The sequence below is a fragment of the Mesorhizobium sp. ESP-6-2 genome, from assembly GCF_020164675.1.
Lineage (GTDB): Bacteria > Pseudomonadota > Alphaproteobacteria > Rhizobiales > Rhizobiaceae > Mesorhizobium.
The window spans coordinates 171,328-187,574 of record NZ_JAIUGT010000011.1; the positions used below are offsets into that span (position 1 = coordinate 171,328).

General features: G+C 59.6%; 16 protein-coding genes and 3 pseudogenes. 9 read left to right on the top strand and 10 right to left on the bottom strand.

Annotated elements, in window-relative coordinates; all coding sequences use genetic code 11:
* Nucleotides 1-16: 16 nt before the first annotated feature.
* From LB532_RS25500 to LB532_RS25515, 4 genes and pseudogenes are all read right to left on the bottom strand, one after another.
* The gene (locus LB532_RS25500; RefSeq protein ID WP_140642269.1) at nucleotides 17-793 is read right to left on the bottom strand and encodes an SDR family oxidoreductase; all 777 of its coding nucleotides are present in this window, start codon (nucleotides 791-793) and stop codon (nucleotides 17-19) included.
* A gap of 5 nt (nucleotides 794-798) precedes the next feature.
* A complete protein-coding gene (locus tag LB532_RS25505; protein ID WP_140552585.1) occupies nucleotides 799-1,971 on the bottom strand; it encodes an enolase C-terminal domain-like protein in 1,173 nt (390 codons plus the stop codon).
* A 449-nt stretch (nucleotides 1,972-2,420) separates the two neighbouring features.
* A pseudogene (locus LB532_RS25510) lies at nucleotides 2,421-2,721 on the bottom strand (leucine zipper domain-containing protein); the annotation flags it as partial.
* Between the two features lie 332 nt (nucleotides 2,722-3,053).
* Entirely contained in the window at nucleotides 3,054-3,404 is a 351-nt protein-coding gene (locus LB532_RS25515; RefSeq protein WP_140642271.1) for a DUF2200 domain-containing protein, read from the bottom strand.
* Nucleotides 3,405-3,517: 113 nt separating this feature from the next.
* On the opposite strand from LB532_RS25515, the gene LB532_RS25520 reads away from it, so the two are divergent.
* Nucleotides 3,518-3,784, top strand: a complete 267-nt coding sequence (locus LB532_RS25520) for a hypothetical protein (RefSeq protein ID WP_140642273.1) — start codon at nucleotides 3,518-3,520, stop codon at nucleotides 3,782-3,784.
* Nucleotides 3,785-3,888: 104 nt separating this feature from the next.
* A complete protein-coding gene (locus LB532_RS25525) occupies nucleotides 3,889-4,254 on the top strand; it encodes a BA14K family protein (RefSeq protein WP_140642275.1) in 366 nt (121 codons plus the stop codon).
* A gap of 389 nt (nucleotides 4,255-4,643) precedes the next feature.
* Here the strand turns inward: LB532_RS25525 and LB532_RS25530 are convergent, their stop codons facing one another.
* Both LB532_RS25530 and LB532_RS25535 read right to left on the bottom strand, forming a co-directional pair.
* The gene (locus LB532_RS25530; RefSeq protein WP_140642277.1) at nucleotides 4,644-4,850 is read right to left on the bottom strand and encodes a DUF3606 domain-containing protein; all 207 of its coding nucleotides are present in this window, start codon (nucleotides 4,848-4,850) and stop codon (nucleotides 4,644-4,646) included.
* A gap of 271 nt (nucleotides 4,851-5,121) precedes the next feature.
* Complete coding sequence (locus tag LB532_RS25535; protein ID WP_140642279.1) at nucleotides 5,122-6,039, bottom strand: hypothetical protein; 918 nt, start codon at nucleotides 6,037-6,039, stop codon at nucleotides 5,122-5,124.
* A 309-nt stretch (nucleotides 6,040-6,348) separates the two neighbouring features.
* Here LB532_RS25535 and LB532_RS25540 point away from each other — a divergent pair, with 309 nt between their 5' ends.
* Together LB532_RS25540 and glf are read left to right on the top strand one after the other, a co-directional pair.
* Nucleotides 6,349-7,521 (top strand): glycosyltransferase, encoded by a 1,173-nt coding sequence (locus LB532_RS25540; RefSeq protein WP_140642281.1) that lies wholly within the window; start codon nucleotides 6,349-6,351, stop codon nucleotides 7,519-7,521.
* A gap of 1 nt (nucleotide 7,522) precedes the next feature.
* The gene (gene glf / locus LB532_RS25545) at nucleotides 7,523-8,659 is read left to right on the top strand and encodes a UDP-galactopyranose mutase (protein ID WP_140642282.1); all 1,137 of its coding nucleotides are present in this window, start codon (nucleotides 7,523-7,525) and stop codon (nucleotides 8,657-8,659) included.
* A 37-nt stretch (nucleotides 8,660-8,696) separates the two neighbouring features.
* Here glf and LB532_RS25550 read toward each other — a convergent pair whose 3' ends face one another.
* Both LB532_RS25550 and LB532_RS25555 read right to left on the bottom strand, forming a co-directional pair.
* A complete protein-coding gene (locus LB532_RS25550; RefSeq protein ID WP_224557427.1) occupies nucleotides 8,697-9,776 on the bottom strand; it encodes a beta-glucosidase in 1,080 nt (359 codons plus the stop codon).
* An 82-nt stretch (nucleotides 9,777-9,858) separates the two neighbouring features.
* A pseudogene (locus LB532_RS25555) lies at nucleotides 9,859-10,000 on the bottom strand (NADH-quinone oxidoreductase subunit D); the annotation flags it as partial.
* Nucleotides 10,001-10,558: 558 nt separating this feature from the next.
* Here LB532_RS25555 and LB532_RS25560 point away from each other — a divergent pair.
* From LB532_RS25560 to LB532_RS25570, 3 genes are all read left to right on the top strand, one after another.
* Nucleotides 10,559-11,314 (top strand): DUF4142 domain-containing protein, encoded by a 756-nt coding sequence (locus LB532_RS25560; RefSeq protein WP_140642432.1) that lies wholly within the window; start codon nucleotides 10,559-10,561, stop codon nucleotides 11,312-11,314.
* 25 nt (nucleotides 11,315-11,339) lie between these two features.
* Entirely contained in the window at nucleotides 11,340-11,945 is a 606-nt protein-coding gene (locus tag LB532_RS25565; RefSeq protein WP_140642285.1) for a general stress protein, read from the top strand.
* A gap of 616 nt (nucleotides 11,946-12,561) precedes the next feature.
* On the top strand, nucleotides 12,562-12,816 hold the full coding sequence (locus LB532_RS25570) for a hypothetical protein (RefSeq protein WP_140642287.1): 255 nt from the start codon (nucleotides 12,562-12,564) through the stop codon (nucleotides 12,814-12,816).
* A 240-nt stretch (nucleotides 12,817-13,056) separates the two neighbouring features.
* Here the strand turns inward: LB532_RS25570 and LB532_RS25575 are convergent.
* Nucleotides 13,057-13,316, bottom strand: a pseudogene (locus LB532_RS25575) (low affinity iron permease family protein); the annotation flags it as partial.
* A gap of 339 nt (nucleotides 13,317-13,655) precedes the next feature.
* On the opposite strand from LB532_RS25575, the gene speB reads away from it, so the two are divergent.
* Both speB and LB532_RS25585 read left to right on the top strand, forming a co-directional pair.
* Nucleotides 13,656-14,624, top strand: coding sequence for an agmatinase (gene speB / locus LB532_RS25580; RefSeq protein WP_140642291.1), 969 nt, complete (start codon nucleotides 13,656-13,658; stop codon nucleotides 14,622-14,624).
* 15 nt (nucleotides 14,625-14,639) lie between these two features.
* On the top strand, nucleotides 14,640-15,281 hold the full coding sequence (locus LB532_RS25585) for a DUF1989 domain-containing protein (protein WP_140642293.1): 642 nt from the start codon (nucleotides 14,640-14,642) through the stop codon (nucleotides 15,279-15,281).
* Here LB532_RS25585 and LB532_RS25590 read toward each other — a convergent pair.
* Nucleotides 15,278-16,219 carry a LysR family transcriptional regulator gene (locus LB532_RS25590; RefSeq protein WP_140642295.1) on the bottom strand — a complete coding sequence of 314 codons (942 nt, stop codon included), beginning with the start codon at nucleotides 16,217-16,219 and terminating at the stop codon, nucleotides 15,278-15,280. The two genes, LB532_RS25585 and LB532_RS25590, sit on opposite strands and share 4 nt — an antisense overlap.
* Nucleotides 16,220-16,247 lie beyond the last annotated feature (28 nt).

The window sequence follows — 16,247 nt, forward strand, 5'->3', positions numbered from 1 at the left end:
CAGTCCTGGTTGAACGTCAGTCGTGGTAGAGAACCGAGCGTCCGCCATCGATGGTGATCGTCTCGGCATTGATGAACGGCGCTTCGTCCGAAGCCAGAAAAACCGCCGTCATCGCGACCTCCTCCGGTCGGCCGATCCTTTTGGGCGGATGCAGGTCGTAGGCGCGCCTCTTTTCCGCTGCCGGATCGGCAAATGTCTTCCAGTAGGCCTCCGCTATCGGCGTCTCGATGTAGCCCGGCGCGATGGCGTTCACGCGGATGCCGCGCGCCGCGTATTCGATGCCGAGCGCTCTCGTCAGCCCCAGCAGCGCGTGCTTGGCGACGGGATAGGGGAAAGTGTGTGGAATGATGCGGAAGGCGTGGCAGCTGGCGATGTTGACGATCGAACCATATTCTCGCTCCAGCATTGAGGGCAGCACCGCCCTGGCGCAGATCCAGGCTGCCTCGAGATCGAGCTTGAGACAGCGCTCCCACTCGCTGTCGGGCATCTCCAACGGCTCATGGAAGACGTTGGCCCCGGCATTGTTGACCAGGATATCGACGCTCCCAAAGCAGCCAAGCGTGCGCACCACCAGGTCGGTGACGGACTGTTTGTCGGTCACATCGGTTTCGCAGAACACCGCCTCGCCGCCGGCCTGCGCGATTGCCCGCGCGACCGCGGCGCCGGTCATCGTGTTCTTCTCGGCAATGACGACGCGGGCTCCCTGCGCCGCAAACGCGGTGGCGGTGGCGGCGCCAATGCCTTGGCCGGCCCCGGTGACGATCGCGATCCTGCCCTGCAGACGACCCGTCATGGCGATCACCAATCCACGATGGTGCCGTCCGGCATGACCGCATTGCGGGCATGCAGCACCTCCTGCTTGAACGGGTGGCGGGCGATCACGTCTTCGTTGACGGTAACACCGAGGCCGGGCAATTCGGGGGCGTCCCAACGTCCCGGCTGGCGCCTGATCGGCCAGCTCACCACATCGTCGTACCATGGAACGGCGCCCGACATTTCCTCCTGGATTATGACGTTGGGCGTCGAAATGCCGAAGTGCAGCGCGGCGACCCCGGCCAGCGGTCCGAGTGGATTGTGCGGCGCCAGTCCGATGCCGGCGGTTTCGGCGAAGGCGGCAATCTTCTTGGTCTCGAGCAGGCCGCCGGTGTGGCAGATGTCGGGCTGCGCGATGTGGAAGGCGCGGCCAGCGATGGCGTGCGAAAACTCGCGACGGCCGATGAGACGCTCGCCGGACGCGATCGGTACCGGCGAGCGGGCCGTGATATGGGCGAGGCCAGCCATGTCTTCCGGCGGCAGCGGCTCTTCCGCGAACATGATACGGGCGGGCTCTATGACTTTCAGATAGTCCATCGCTGCATTGACGGAGGCCGGCCGGCCGTGGAAATCGATCATGATGTCGACCGCGGGGCCTACGGCTTCGCGCAGCGCGCCGACCATCTCCGCGACGGCATCGACGTCGCGCGCCGGCGACACATAGTGCGTATAGGGGATGCAGACGATCTTGACCGCGTCATAGCCCGCCTGCGTGACGATCCGGCCCCGCTCGACGATGCTGTCCGCCGAATTGCTTTCGTAGACGGCCTTCATGTCGCCGAGACCGAGATGGGTATAGGTGCGCAGATGCGTGCGCACCTGGCCGCCGAGCAGGCGCCAGACCGGGACGCCGAGCGATTTTCCCAGAATGTCCCACAGAGCAATCTCGATGCCGCTGACGGCCGACATGCCCTCGACGCCGAGACGCCAGAAGCCGTGGCGCGTCATGATCTGGTGGCACTGTTCGATGTTGCGAGGGTCCTGCCCCAGCAGCAGAGCCTCGAGATCCTCCAGGGCGCCCACGACGGCGCGCGTTTTCCATTCCAGTGTCGCCTCGCCCCAGCCGAAGAGACCGGGTTCGTCGGTCTCGACCCGGACAAACACCCAATTGCGCATCTCTGCGTTGCACACGCGCGCGCTGATCGACGTGATCCTCATTCCAGCCCCTCAGCTTGTCGTTTTATATCGACATTAAATATGATTTATTTAGCAATACATGTGAGGAGTCAAGAGGAGACACCGCACGTCTCGATAACCGCCACCCTCCAGAAATTACCGCTGGAATAACCTGGCTAGTCATACGGTTGGGGCGAGCGGAACATAAACTGTGCTGGAGCTCGGATGGTCAGCCTCCGATCTCTTTGGATTGGCAGCGTGCATCGAGGGCACATTTCAGCGTTTGCATGCGCGGGAGCACTATTCGACGGCGACGTAGAACGGTTGGCATCGTGCAACCTTGCACAGCGACAGAAACGTGCTGGTCGATACGGGCTTCATCCAGCATGACGACAGTTTTTCACAAAAATTCGGCATTCCTTATTGGGTCTCCCCGGTCCGAATGCTGCAGGAGGCAGGCGTCTCCGCCGATGCAGTGACCGTCATCGTCCGATGTGGATCATGTCGCCCGGCTCGTCATGCTCGTAGCGGCGCACCGGCGCTGCTGGCTCAACGTCCTTCAGCCGCGACAGTCCGGCCCGCGCCAGCACCAGGCTCACCTTCGCGGCGAGACAGCGACCGCACTTGCAATGTGCTTTGCCGTGAGGCGCTGGCGCCGCAGCCCAACGATCCGATCGGCCACAGCCCGTTCGGTCGCATTCGGACTGCGCCTGGGCCGCGACGAGCGGCGGCCATGCCGGCACGGCCTTCAGCCTTGTAGCGCTCGACCCATAGGTTCACGATTTTCGCCGTCGCCGCTCCCTTCGATTCATTCGGGTCCTCCAACGAATCTGAAGCGTGGTAACTCCAGTCTCGTCGCTCGGGCCCGAATGGACAACCTGCCAAAACCTCACATCTGGCCGAATGCTCGAAGGCACAAGTCCTCCATGATCGGCTGAAGTTTGTTTTGTGGTGCGCCGTGGCTACCAGCTCCAACCCGCCAATATCCGCCTTCGAGTAGCGGTGCACTGGCCGTGATCGAACAGCTATAGGGCGCAAACGGCGGCGGCTGGAACCGACCTGACACCGCAAGGCCGTTAAAATCATCCGGTCCAAGAGAACCGATATCGAGCCAACCAACCTGGCTAATTTCGCAAGATCTTCTCCATCGTCCGCCCCTTGGCGAGCTCGTCGATCAGTTTGTCGAGGTAACGAATTTCCTGCATGAGGGGTTCTTGGATGTCTTCCACGCGGATACCGCAAATTACTCCCGTAATGAGCGACCGCGATGGATTCATCCGAGGCGCCTGCACAAAGAAAGTCTCAAAAGATGCGTTCTTCGCCAATTGATCCTCGAGCATCTCCTGGCTGTACCCCGTCAGCCAACGGGTGATTTCATCCACCTCCGCTTTCGTGCGCCCCTTTTTCTCAGCTTTCGCGACATAGTGGGAATAGACGCTCGCGACGCTGACTGAATAGATTCGATGCTTCGTCATCCGTCCCCCTGTGTCCAAGGCATTTCGCCTGGGAATATCGTACAGCAGCCTCTAGGGGCGACAGCAAGCCGGCGAATACTCTCATATCCGTGTCTGTGTTGGCACACGAAGGCATGCTGGTTGACATCGACGTGACCGCTGGGTTCCACAGCAATCCCCGTGACCAGCATAGGAAGACCCCTTCGGATCCGCTCGTCGTCGCGTTCGCAAACGATCTCATTCATGGCGGCATTATAGCAATTTTCCCCAAGCCCGGAGCACCGCAACGCTGCAAGTTGTGGCGGCAATGCTCCGGTACCGACACGAGCTTCCGTCGCAAAATTCCACAAGGCGACCGGGCTCTGTCGCTGGGCGAACTGCGTTCGCTGCGCCGGCAATAGACGCCACCTCATTTCTTGAAAGGATCAGGATCATTATAAAAGTTTCGACAGCGATCGGCGCAGCGCTGCTTGCCATTTCGGCCACCGTTAAGCAGGCCGGCGCGATGCCGCTTCAGCCTTTGCCGGAGGCCACCGTTCAGGCGAGTGGCACGACGGAAGTCTATTTTCGCAGGGGCTTTTATGCCGCCGGCGGTTTCTACTATTTCAACGGATACAGAGAATATGTCCGCTTCCGGCCGGGCTATCGCTATTATAACGGTTACTGGTTTCCGGTTGGCGCCTTCGCGGCGGGCATGGCGGCCGGCGCGAGCATTGCAAATCCGTTTCCGCCTGCACCCCGACCAGACGCACGTCTAGCCGCCGCCCATGTCAGGTGGTGCTACGCCCACTACGGCTCCTACCGCGCCTGGGACAACACCTACCAGCCCTATGGCGGATCGCGCCGGCAGTGCTGGTCGCCCTACAGCTGATCTTGGCGTCAAAACGCCGGACAGCTACCTTTTGTCGATATCATCCCTGTTCGGCACTTTTTTTGGTGACGGACGAGGCCATGCGTCATCATGCGGCCTCGTCGTCCAAGGAGCGCAGATTTGTTAAGCAATCGCCCGATGCCCGTCAGTGCGTTCATACCGATATCGTCTTATCCTGATGTCGAAAAGGCCAGCCTTCGCGTTGCGATGCATTCGGTTTCGAACGCCGGCTGCTGGTCGGCAGCCGGCGTTGCAACTTTCACATATTCGACGCCAAGTATCTCAAAGGCAACTTCAAGGTTTCATAGTTCGTCGTATGATCACGGGGAAGTTCGGACGGGCCTCTGCCGACGGGGCCGGCGAGCCGTGGTAAATTCCAGCGGGCCTGGTCATTTAGGTTCTCGCAGCTTCCGAGCTTCCTTGACGAGCACGGCAAGATTGCCTCCGTGGGTTTGGATCAGTTCTTGTGCCTGTTGCTCTGTGAGCCCATTTACCGCAGCGAAATAGCCGAGCTGATCTGCATCGCTTGGCGAAATGCGATTTGGATGGCGCACATCACTTTGGGCGCTGTTACGTTCGAAATCGAAAATATTCATACGGCGGCGCACGACGTCCTCGCATCAGCTTGTGGGTCCAGCCCGCCTGGCGACAGGGTTGCGCAAGGAATGAAAACGGGCCCGGTCCGCCGTCGGGGCGTGGGCCGCATCCCGGTTGTTTGCTGTAGACACATGGCTGGCCGCTCTCCGCACGAACGCGACCGAACTATGCCGAAGAGACATTGTTCCCGACGGCAATGTTACCGCGAGCCGTGGGAGGCCAAGCGGAACGAAACTCTCGCAATAGGTCCGCAAGCTGGTGGAAAGGCGGTCAGGCAACTTCCGACAGGAGAGACACATCGAAGCTCGCCAAACCATAGCGCCAGCGATGGTCCGTCGCGGCAACCCGACTTTGGTAAAAAAGGGTCAGCCGCTCGCCGTCGATCATCACCGTCGAGTGGCCGTTTTCCCCAGGCCCGCCCGGATCGAGCACTGGACCAAGCGAGACGTAAGGCCCGGTAACGGCGCCCGCAATGGCGAAAAATACCCGCTGACGGCTACCCCGCGGTCCGTGCGGAAGGAAGCAAGTGGCGTTGAGGAGCACACGACCATCCGGAAGCTCCACCAGTTGAGCGCCTTCAATTCCCCATTCGTAGTCGGGATCTTCCCGCGTGTTGTGGTGGGGGATTTCGTTGTGATCCAGGATTTTGCCCAACCGCTTCCAAGGCCCGAACCATGAATCGGACTGGCTTCGAGCCAAATAGATATCCGGCTGCGGGACGCGGGTGAATCTCGGCATGCCGGAATAAACGATGTAGCGCTTACCGCCGATGAGAGCCGGATGCGGATCATAGATGCCGTCTTCATCCGTCCCCGGCAGGGACAGGATTGCCGGGTTGAGCACCACCCAGTTGAAACCGTCGTTGGACACTGCGTGTTCGCAACGGCCGCCGGATTTCATGAACTCGGTTTGGATGAACATGTGGAAGACACCGTCTTCGTGCACGACACCCGGGGCCGCAACGCCCGAACCCTTGACCGGAAGTCCGATGGGCGCGTGCTCCGTCCACGGTCCATGCAGTTCAGGCGCGGTTGCGTGAAGGATCTTCCAGGCCTCGCTCGTTACCGTGCCGCTCGACCCGAACACATGCCAGAGCCGGCCGTCGTGAACCGGGCATGGATCCTTGAGATCGTCTACCACCTGCGGGTGAAACAACGGGAACACATTCGTCTGAAAATCGATCTTCATCGTCTGTCCCAGCGATTGTCGGCCGTGAGAGCTCTCACGCTTCAGCCCGACGAAACAGTTCAAGCGTCAGCTATTTTAGCTGCTCATTCAACCAAAATGCGGCGTCCGCGCGGCCGCCCCCAGAAAGCTGCCCGCAGCCATGGCCGCTCTCTTAGGCGCAGCCCACGCCTGTCTAGATATCGCTCGCTGGAGCTGGAACAAGTTATTCAGCGGGGTGTTAGACATGTCGCAGGAACAGCTTCCTGCAAAACGCGATTAACAAATGTTATACGCAGTCTAAACGGCGATGTCATCAAGGGAACTCTTTATATGGACGCAGCGATAAGACTACCGGCCCTCACAAAAACCAGAAACGAACAGGATTTACTGATATGTTTTTCCCATTTGCGCTGGAATTTCGTCCATCAGCGCCCACAGCACATTCTCACCCTTGCCTCGGGAGAACACCAGATCGTCTACTTCGAGGAACCTATCTTCGAAGAATGCTCTCACTCATCCATTCGGTTTTGCGAAGCGGCGCCGGGCATCCGGATCGCGACCCCCCTGTTACCGATCGGCACCAGCCCCGCGAGGGCGGATGCGATCCAGCGCAGATATCTTGACCGGATCATCGCGTCGACACCGCACGCTCAGTTGACCGCCTGGTATTACACCCCGATGGCGTTGCGCTTCAGCGCGCATATCAATTTCGACGTGTGCGTGTATGACTGCATGGACGAGCTTTCGGCATTCAAGAATGCGCCGGCCCAACTCGCGCTAAGGGAACGGGCGCTCTTCGAGCGTGCCGATCTGGTCTTCACCGGCGGCCTAAGCCTGTTCGAAGCGAAGCGCTGCCAGCATCGGGCAATCTACCCTTTCCCCAGCAGCATCGACGTCAGCCATTTTCAAAAGGCGAGGAAGCCCGGCGAGGAGCCAGCGGATCAACTGGCCATCCCACATCCTCGGGTAGGCTTCTTCGGCGTCATCGACGAGCGCCTCGATATCGATCTCGTGGCGCAGGCTTCAAGGACGATGCCAGACGTGCACTTCGTAATGCTTGGTCCGGTCGTGAAAATCGATCCTGACCTCCTGCCGAGAGCCGAAAACCTGCATTGGCTCGGCAACAAAGCCTATGTGGACCTGCCCGATTACCTCCGGCATTGGGACGTGGGCTGGATGCCCTTCGCGCTCAATGAAGCCACGCGTTTCATCAGTCCGACGAAAACTCCCGAGTTCCTCGCCGCGGGTCTGCCCGTGATCTCGACTGCAATCGTCGATGTCGTGCGGAGCTACGGCGCCGCAGGACTCGTGGATATTGCGGATGCCGACGATATCGAGCCCAAGCTGCGGTCACTGCTGGCGCAGCCGCGCGACACGCGGCTGCCGGCGGTCGATGCCTATCTCGCCAACATGTCCTGGCAGCGAACATGGGAAGCCATGACCGTCCACATCAAGCAAGCCAGTGCAAGCAAGAAGCTCGTGCCCTTCCGCAGGAGCGCATGACATGTTCGACTGGCTGATCGTCGGAGCCGGCTTTGCCGGCAGTGTTCTCGCGGAAAGGATCGCCTCGCAAAGAGGCGAAAGCGTTCTCCTCATCGACCGTCGCAGCCACATCGGCGGCAACGCGTATGACTGCTACAATGAAGCGGGCATACTCATCCATCGTTATGGACCACATATATTCCACACGAACGCGCAATCGATCGTTGACTATCTTTCGCAATTCACCGCCTGGCGGCCTTACGAGCACCGTGTGCTCGCTTTCGTGGACGGCAAGCTTCTCCCGATCCCGATCAACCTCGACACGATCAACCGCCTCTACGGCCTGGAGCTGAGTTCGGCAGAGCTGGAAGAGTTCTTCGCGTCGCGTCGGGAAACCGTCGAGGAAGTACACACCGCCGAGGATGTGGTTGTCAGCACCGTTGGCAGAGAACTCTATGAGAAATTCTTCCGCGGCTACACCAGAAAGCAGTGGGGGGTCGACCCCAGCCAGTTGAACAAGTCTGTCACGGCCCGCGTTCCGACCAGAACGAACCGCGACGATCGTTATTTCGGCGACAGCGTCCAGCAGATGCCGGCCGGCGGCTATACGCGCATGTTCGAACGAATGTTGGACAATCCCAACATCAAGATCATGCTGCAGACTGATTATCGCGATGTCCGAGAGCGGATTCCTTTCCGGCGGATGATCTACACCGGACCGATTGACGAGTTCTTTGACTGGAAGCTTGGCCGTCTGCCCTATCGCTCATTGCGCTTCGAGCATGTCACCCTCGACTGCGAGCAGTTTCAACCGGTCGCGGTGGTCAACTACCCGCAAACGGAAGCCTATACGCGCATCACCGAGTACAAGCATTTGACGGGCCAGAAGAATGTCCGGACCAGCCTCACCTACGAATACCCGACAGATATTGGTGACCCATACTACCCTGTGCCGCGTTCGGAAAACGAGGCCCTCTACAAACAATATGAGGCGCTTTCTGCAAATTGCCCGAACGTCTGGTTCGTTGGCCGTCTAGCCACGTATCGCTACTACAATATGGATCAGGTCGTAGGACAGGCTTTGGCCACTTTCGCACGTATCCAAAAGGAGCTTCCGGCTACACCCGATTTGCAGACGGCTATGGCGGCGCCCGCTTAGACGCCCCTCCCTATCCGCGACAGCAAGGTCGTGCGCGTCAAGAATGGAATAGCTTCTGCTGCCTCGCGAGTTCATCGGCTAGCGGACGGCGGATGCGGCGCGAGCCGTCCGCGTGGACACCGGAAAACAGGCCAACTTCGGCGTGGCGGGAATTGTCCCATCCGGGATAGGCGGTGATTGGATAGAGGCAGATACCCTCGATCGGGACTCCTTGGCTGATCGCGGTCCGAACTTCATCGCATACGTAGTGAAGCCATGCGGGGCCGGCGGAACCCTCGGCGCCGGTTTCTGCAAGGTACATCGGCCTGGTGTAGCGTCGGGCGACCTCGACTAGCATCTCTGATAGAGCCCGGTATTCATGATGGCCCATCGGGATTGTCGGCCCATGCAGATACCATTGGTTGTGTGGATAAAAGTTAAGGCCAATCACATCGATCAGATCCTCGGCTCCTCCTAACTCAGGCGCGATACGGCCCAACAGCATGTCATACGCTTCGAATTGCCCTTGGCGGGCCTTCTCCGCACGACTGACCTCCGTGCGGGTGCGGTCGCGCGGGGCGATGTGGATAAGCGGTTCAGCCCAGACGAATACGCACTCGGGGTCAGCCTTACGCATTGCACGGATACCCTGTACAGCTGCCTTGATTAGGTGGCGCTTGAACCAGCCACTCTTTTTAGGTCCGGCTGGCGGAAAATAGCCGACTTCGACTGCCCATGCGAAGAACGATATTTCGTTGATGGGACAGACTACCGCAGCTTTCCCGGTCACTGCCCGGTGTAGTCGGACCGCTTCGGCTGCGAAAGACGCATAGCTCTGGATCATCTGTTCGCTGCCCTGGTCGAGGTGGTCAGGAGACCCATAGTGAAAAACATCCCAGATGACCTGAACGCCGGCGGCACTCGCGGCGTCCAGCATGGATTTCCAATTCGACCAATCGTAGACACCCGGCGCCGTTTCGGTCAGATGCCACCGCAGTCCATCACGAATGGTTCTCAATCCCAAGTCTGAGCATCTACGGTAGTCGTCCTCAGCATGAATGTCGTGGCTGGTTGCGCGGACAAGGTCCAGACGCCGGCCATCTTTGCGACGATGCGAAGAACATTCGAATCCCGCCATGAAGAAGCTGTCGAAATGGATTGGGAGAAAGTGGTCACGCATCAAACTTTTCTTTACCCCTCTTGGCGTTTTTCTGTCCACGTCACCCGGGCACAATGCCCAGGAGGGCCGCGACGTCCGCAAGCAGATGGCCGCAGCAGAGCAGGTCCATCGCCTGCAGGTGCGCGACGCTCGGCTCCCCGCAGCACGCAGCGGTAAGGCTTGTTGGTGCCGTCCGCGGCCAGGCCGCATTGGCTCAGCTTTTTGCGCGAAGCAGGCCTATGTGAGCGAGCTCGAGCGCAAGGCGAACGACGCCGTGCGCCGCCGGATGCTGCGGCCCAAAATTGATATTGAAATCCCTTCCGGCGCTCTCGGCCACGAACGTTAGCTTCTCCCACGACCGTGCCGAACCCAGAACGAAGCAGGATGTTCCAAGCTTGCTTTTTTGCGGCCCTGCGGGCGGTGCTCCGCGCCGCCGCGACGTGACGCGGCTTTGCGGATTGGCCAGATCGGTCTTCGATTTTGTTCAAGCCTATTGTCGCGCAGCACGCGGCCTGCAACGCCGACAGCGCCCTTGGCAGCGGCTTCGCTATCGGGTCACCTTTGCCGCTCCTTATGCGAGTGGCCCGCGCTGGCTCGTCGCGATCGGGTCGGCGCGCATCTCGACGCATCTCGCCCTTACAGACGAGCTTAGCGCCGCCGCCTCAACAAGAGGCATTCTTGTGCTAGCTAAATTGTCCTTGGACCGGAACAAACGGGTCGGGCGCTTGTTGAGTGACACCCATTCAACAAGGAACCTATTGATGAAACACCGCCTTCTAATGACAGCGCTGTCTACCTGCGCGGTCCTGACATTTGCCGCGTCCTCCTACGCCGCCGATAAAGCTCAGGAGTTCGTCGACAAGGCCGCCGCCGGCGGCATGTTCGAGGTCGAGTCGAGCAAGATCGCACAAGGCAAGGCTCAGGATCACGCAGTCAAAGACTTCGCCCAGAAGATGATCAACGATCATGGCGCGGCGAACGCCAAGCTCGAGACAATCGCCGGCGAGCAGAAGCTGAAGGTACCCGCCGGGACGGACGCCGCGCACAAGAGCGACCTAGACGCCCTGAACACCGGCAAGGACTCGTTCGACAAGTCTTACGTGCAGATGCAGCGCGACGCACATGTCGACGCTGTGAAGCTGTTCGAAGGCTACGCCAAGGACGGCGATAATGCTCAGCTCAAGACATTCGCGCAGGAGACATTGCCGACGCTCAAGATGCATCAGGAAATGATCGAAAAGATCGCATCCGGCACCAACGACAAGTCTTCCGGCACGAGTTCGACGACGCCCGCGGTGTCGACGAGCGACACCAATAACCCGGCGGCGCCCGTACCTGGCGCCAACAGCTTCACCGAAGCGCAGGCGAAATCGCGCATTCAGGATGCCGGCTTCGCCAATGTCAGCGCGCTGACGAAGGACGACAAAGGCATCTGGCGTGGCACTGCCGAGAAAGACGGAAAGCAAGTGACCGTAGCGCTTGATTTCCAAGGCAACGTGGTTGCCGGAGCTCAATAACCGAACTCAGAAATGGAGTGAAACAATGACCACAGTCACCGGACTTTTCGATGACTATCAGGACGCCTCCGACGCCGTGAGCGAATTGGAAGCGATTGGCGTGCCGCGAGACGACATCAGCATCGTGGCCAATAATTCCGACAATTGGTATCGGCAGGACGAGACTTCAGAAGCCGGCGAAGATGCCGCCACAGGTGCGGGCCTGGGAGCGGTCGTCGGCGGCGCGGGCGGGCTCCTTACCGGGCTCGGGATGATGGCCATACCTGGCGTCGGACCCGTGGTGGCGGCCGGGTGGCTCGCTGCGACAGCGGCCGGCGCGGTGGGTGGCGCCGTGGTCGGCGGAGCAGCTGGCGGGATCATCGGGGCACTTACAGAATCCGGCGTCTCGGAACGGGATGCACATGTTTATGCCGAGAGCGTTCGCCGCGGCGGCAGTCTGGTGACTGCCAAAGTCGACGATCGGCTGGCGGGCGAGGCTGAGCGCATTCTGCGCGGCGGGCGTTCGGTCAATCTCGATGAGCGGCGTAGTAGTTACGAGGCTGCCGGATGGACTGGATTCGACGCCAGCGCAGAGCCTTTTGACGACATCGAGGCGGAACGCGATCGCGTTCGCCGAACCACACCGCTTTGAGAAATGCGGCCCCGCCGAACTCTCGACGGGGCCTTTTCTTCTCCGGCGGCAGGAGCGAGGCACCTAAGCACCCTGTTTGGCTTCACTCTGGGACGATTTCGGCGACGCATCGACGGGTCGATGTGCGTTGAAAAATCCAGGATCGGTTGAGATTCTGCAAGATGCAAGGTGCGTTGCGACTTTGGGTGCTCTCCAGGAGTTGGAGGCTCAAGATTCCAAGTGCCGCTCCGTTTCGCCACCCGCTGAGACCTGCTGCTGGCATCGGCCAATTCGGTTTCCATGGCCGCCAATTGCACGGCATCGATGCCGGGGATTGTGCCGCGGCCTTGAAGGATCGGCAAGCTGGGATTTTGGCGTGACAATTATGAAGTCGCGCGCGGTGCGGAGCTTCACCCTCCCCGGCGCAATCATGAGGAGGATTTTCGAACGGCCGATCCGGGCCGAAATGGGGACAGCGGCTTTTTGTATCCAATAAGAAAGGGGTCGGCCGAGGCGACAGCTGCAGAACGTTCGGCTTCTTCTTCCAACTCGCTCCCAGAAAGAAGTTTTCGACCTACCAATTCGGCGGAACCTACGGGGGACATTGCCGTTCTCTCATGTCAATCAGGAGCGCTCAATGTTCAACCCATGGGTCGATCTCTCTCTTTCGATACTGGAGGCGCAGCAAGTGATGTGGCTCCGCGGTATGCGAATTGCTAGTGGCGGCAAAGCGGCTGAGCGCGAAACTAAGTTGATGATCAGTGAAAAAATCGAGGCTGCCGGCCGCGCAACTATGATGCTCGCCATGGGTGCGCCAGCAGACAAGCTTGCAAGTTACTATGGCGGCAAGATCAGGGCCAATAGAAAGCGGCTGTTGCGGTCGCCTGCTTGACCTAGCAGCTTGCGATCCGCCACAATGCAGTCGACCGGTTTGCTATCTGACTAGTGGCTTGCTCAACCAACGCGGCGTAGGCTCTCGTGCCACCAGGCCTCCATGGTTTGTTTTCAATATGAACGACGGGACCGAGGGCAAGGACGATTCGGCATCGAAGGTTCCTTGCTGGCGGAGCCGTGTTCCCCTCTGACCTCTGCCCGGTTCGCGGGGCATTTTTTATTCTGAATGCGGCCTGACTTAATCGAGAAGCCGACGTCTTAGCCGCTGCCCGATGACGCTTTTTTTCGGCGCTGTTTGTTTGTCCTCCTTCGCCCGCGCGCAAAGCGCGCGGAACTCTCAACCTCGGCTTGGGTAAGGTGCTCGATGTCGATGAACGCGTTCTTGGCGACCACGGAGCGGATAAGCTCATCGAGCTTGCCCTGTATGGCGGCACGGTCGCGGTTCTGCGTATTCTTAATCAGGAAGACCAAGAATGTGAGGATGGTCATACCCGTATTATAACCTAAGTCGCACCTACACTTGCGTGACCTTCATCGCGCGGCGTTCATCCATGGCGCGGTAGCCTTCTGCAAGCTCGGTCAGCGCACATTGAGATCAAAAGACCTTACCCCCGGCTCGATCCTGCCCTTGAGCACGCGCTCCATCGGAATGGGCGCGTTGTCGGCCCTGACACACGGCACCTTCTATCGCTCAATCTTCGAATTAAGCGATATGAACGCCCAATACTCGTGATGGAAAGAAGTAGCTGGCGCGTGCTAGCCACGCATCGGCAGATGGCTAGCTTGTCGCGCTCCCATCCTTATCGTCACGGCTCCATATAGGTCCGGAGAGTTATAATGTCTGACCACGGTTATAATAGCGGACGGCTCGACCTTCCCTTCGTAGGGCTAAGCACGTTTGGCAAGCGACCCGTCTGCCTCGATTGGGACGAGATCGACGCAGATGTCGCGATCCTGGGCGTCGCATTCGACATGGGCACCCAATACCGCTCCGGCGCGCGTTTTGGGCCGCGAGCGATCCGCGAGGCCTCGACGCTTTTTTCCTTCGGTCATGGCGGCGCTTACGATCATGAGGACGACAAGATCTACCTGGCGCTCGACAAGGTCCGAATAGTCGACGTCGGCGATGCTGACATGGTGCACACCGATACCGCAGCCAGTCACGCGAATGCGGAAAAGGCAGTCCGCAAGATACTCGAAAGAGGCGCCCTGCCGGTCGTGCTGGGCGGAGACCACGCCATCAACATTCCATGCATCAGGGCATTCAGCGATCATGGTCCGATCCACATCGTGCAGATCGACGCCCATCTCGATTTTGTCGACGTGCGCCATGGGGTGCGCGAAGGGCACGGCAATCCCATGCGTCGCGCATCGGAGCAGCCATATGTCAGCGGCCTCAGCCAGATCGGCATCCGCAACGTCTCCTCCACGGCGCGGGAGGGCTATGAGGACGCGCGGAAACGCGGCTCAACCATCCTTTCCGTCCGTCAGGCGCGCAGGCTCGGCGCCGAGGGCGTGCTAGCGACCATTCCCGCCGGAGTCCGCTATTATGTGACGATCGACATCGACGGCTTCGATCCATCCATCGCACCCGGCACAGGAACTCCCAGCCACGGAGGTTTCCTATACTATGAAGTCATGGAAATTCTCCAAGGCTTGGTGAAACAAGGCGATGTCGTCGGCATCGATCTGGTTGAGGTCGCCCCGGCCTATGATCCCTCTGGGATCACCGGCTTCCTGGCGGCACAGGTTCTGTTGAACTTCCTTGGCTATATATTCGTGGAACGCGAAGCCCCGAGGCGCTGAAAGAAAGGGCGGCAGATGCAAAGCAGGGACCATCGGGGCCGAACTCATTTGATTCCCGCACGCAAGGGCGTTGCGGCAGGCGTCAAGCAGGGGCAGGTCGTAACCGTCATCAACACCCACGGCAGCCAAGTGGTGGACACCTGGGCCTTTCGCGCCGACGACATTGCGGAATTCATGTCGGTGGAGCATAGCCGCGGCGCGATGCTAAAGGTTAATCCCCGTATTGGCGACACGCTGCTCAGCAACAAGCGGCGTCCGATGCTAACCATCCTGGAAGACACCTCAGGCGGCGTACACGATACGCTGATCGCTGCCTGCGACCGCTATCGCTATGAGCAGCTCGGACACGTTGGCCATCACGACAACTGCACGGACAATCTAGCCGCGGCTCTTGCGGCACTCGGGCTTGCGCATTCGAAAACGCCCTCACCGCTCAACCTGTTTATGAACATTCCGATCGACGGCAAAGGTTCGATCTCCTTCGACCCGCCGATCTCCACGCCCGGCTCCTACGTCAGACTGCGTGCGGAAATGGACCTTGTGATCGCGTTCTCGGCCTGCCCCCAGGACCTCGTTCCGGTGAACGGGGCGGCCTGTGTGCCCACAGACGCGCATTTTCGCATTGACGGGCCGGCCGGCCAGGCATCCGGCCATTAAGTCTTATCCTTCTTTGACGCCACTGCGGGTTTCGCTTCGTTGGATACCCCGGCCGCTATCCTCTTGCGCAGTTCCTGCAGGAAAATGCGTTGAGACAGCGAAGCTTTCTTGTGTTTCGGCGAGATAATGACGAATGGCGACCGTATCTGCGCTTCGGGGATCAGCAGCGCCTTCAGTCGATTCTTCTCCCTGAAGATGGCTGCCATGTGATCGGGCAGGTAGCCGATATAATGGCCACTTAGGATATACATGGCCTGCGCTTCGATGTTCGAAGCGTAGGCTCCTACCTTGGCGTTCGGAATGTGTTGCAGTTCCGTTTTGTTCGCGTAGGGTCGCACCACCACAACGGCGGCCTCGACGTCCGCTTTCGTCACGATTTTCTTCGGGAACAGCGGATGTCGTTCGCTGCAATATAACGAGTTCATCTCATGATGGAATTCGGTTTGCGAATAACCCGGCAGCAGTTTGATGCGCGGAGAAATCGCGCAATCGATGCCATCCTTGGCAATGTCGGCGATGAGCTGCTCAGGTGAGCCGATCGTGACGCGCAGATCGACCTCGCTGGCTTTCCTGACGAACTGATCGATCACGTCGTCGATGCCAAGCACCGAATCTGTAACGGTCGAATCGACGATACCAATGCGCAGTGTGCCGGTTGCGCGCAGACGAAGCTCGCCCAATTGCTGCTCGAACGAGGAAAGGGCCGATGTCAGTGAATGGGAGTAATCGTAAACGGCCCGGCCTCTGTCGGTCAGTTCGAAGCCGCGACGGCCGCGTTGGCACAGGGAAAAGCCCAGCCGCTGCTCCAGCGCGGTAATCTGGAAACTGATGGTCGACTGGCTCATTGCCAGCGCAAGCTGCGCTCCGCTGAAACCACCGTGCTCAACGACCGACCGGAAAACCCGCACTGCCCTAATATCGGAGGCGGACATGCGCATCTGGAAAATCCTCTAAATCGCCATGCCA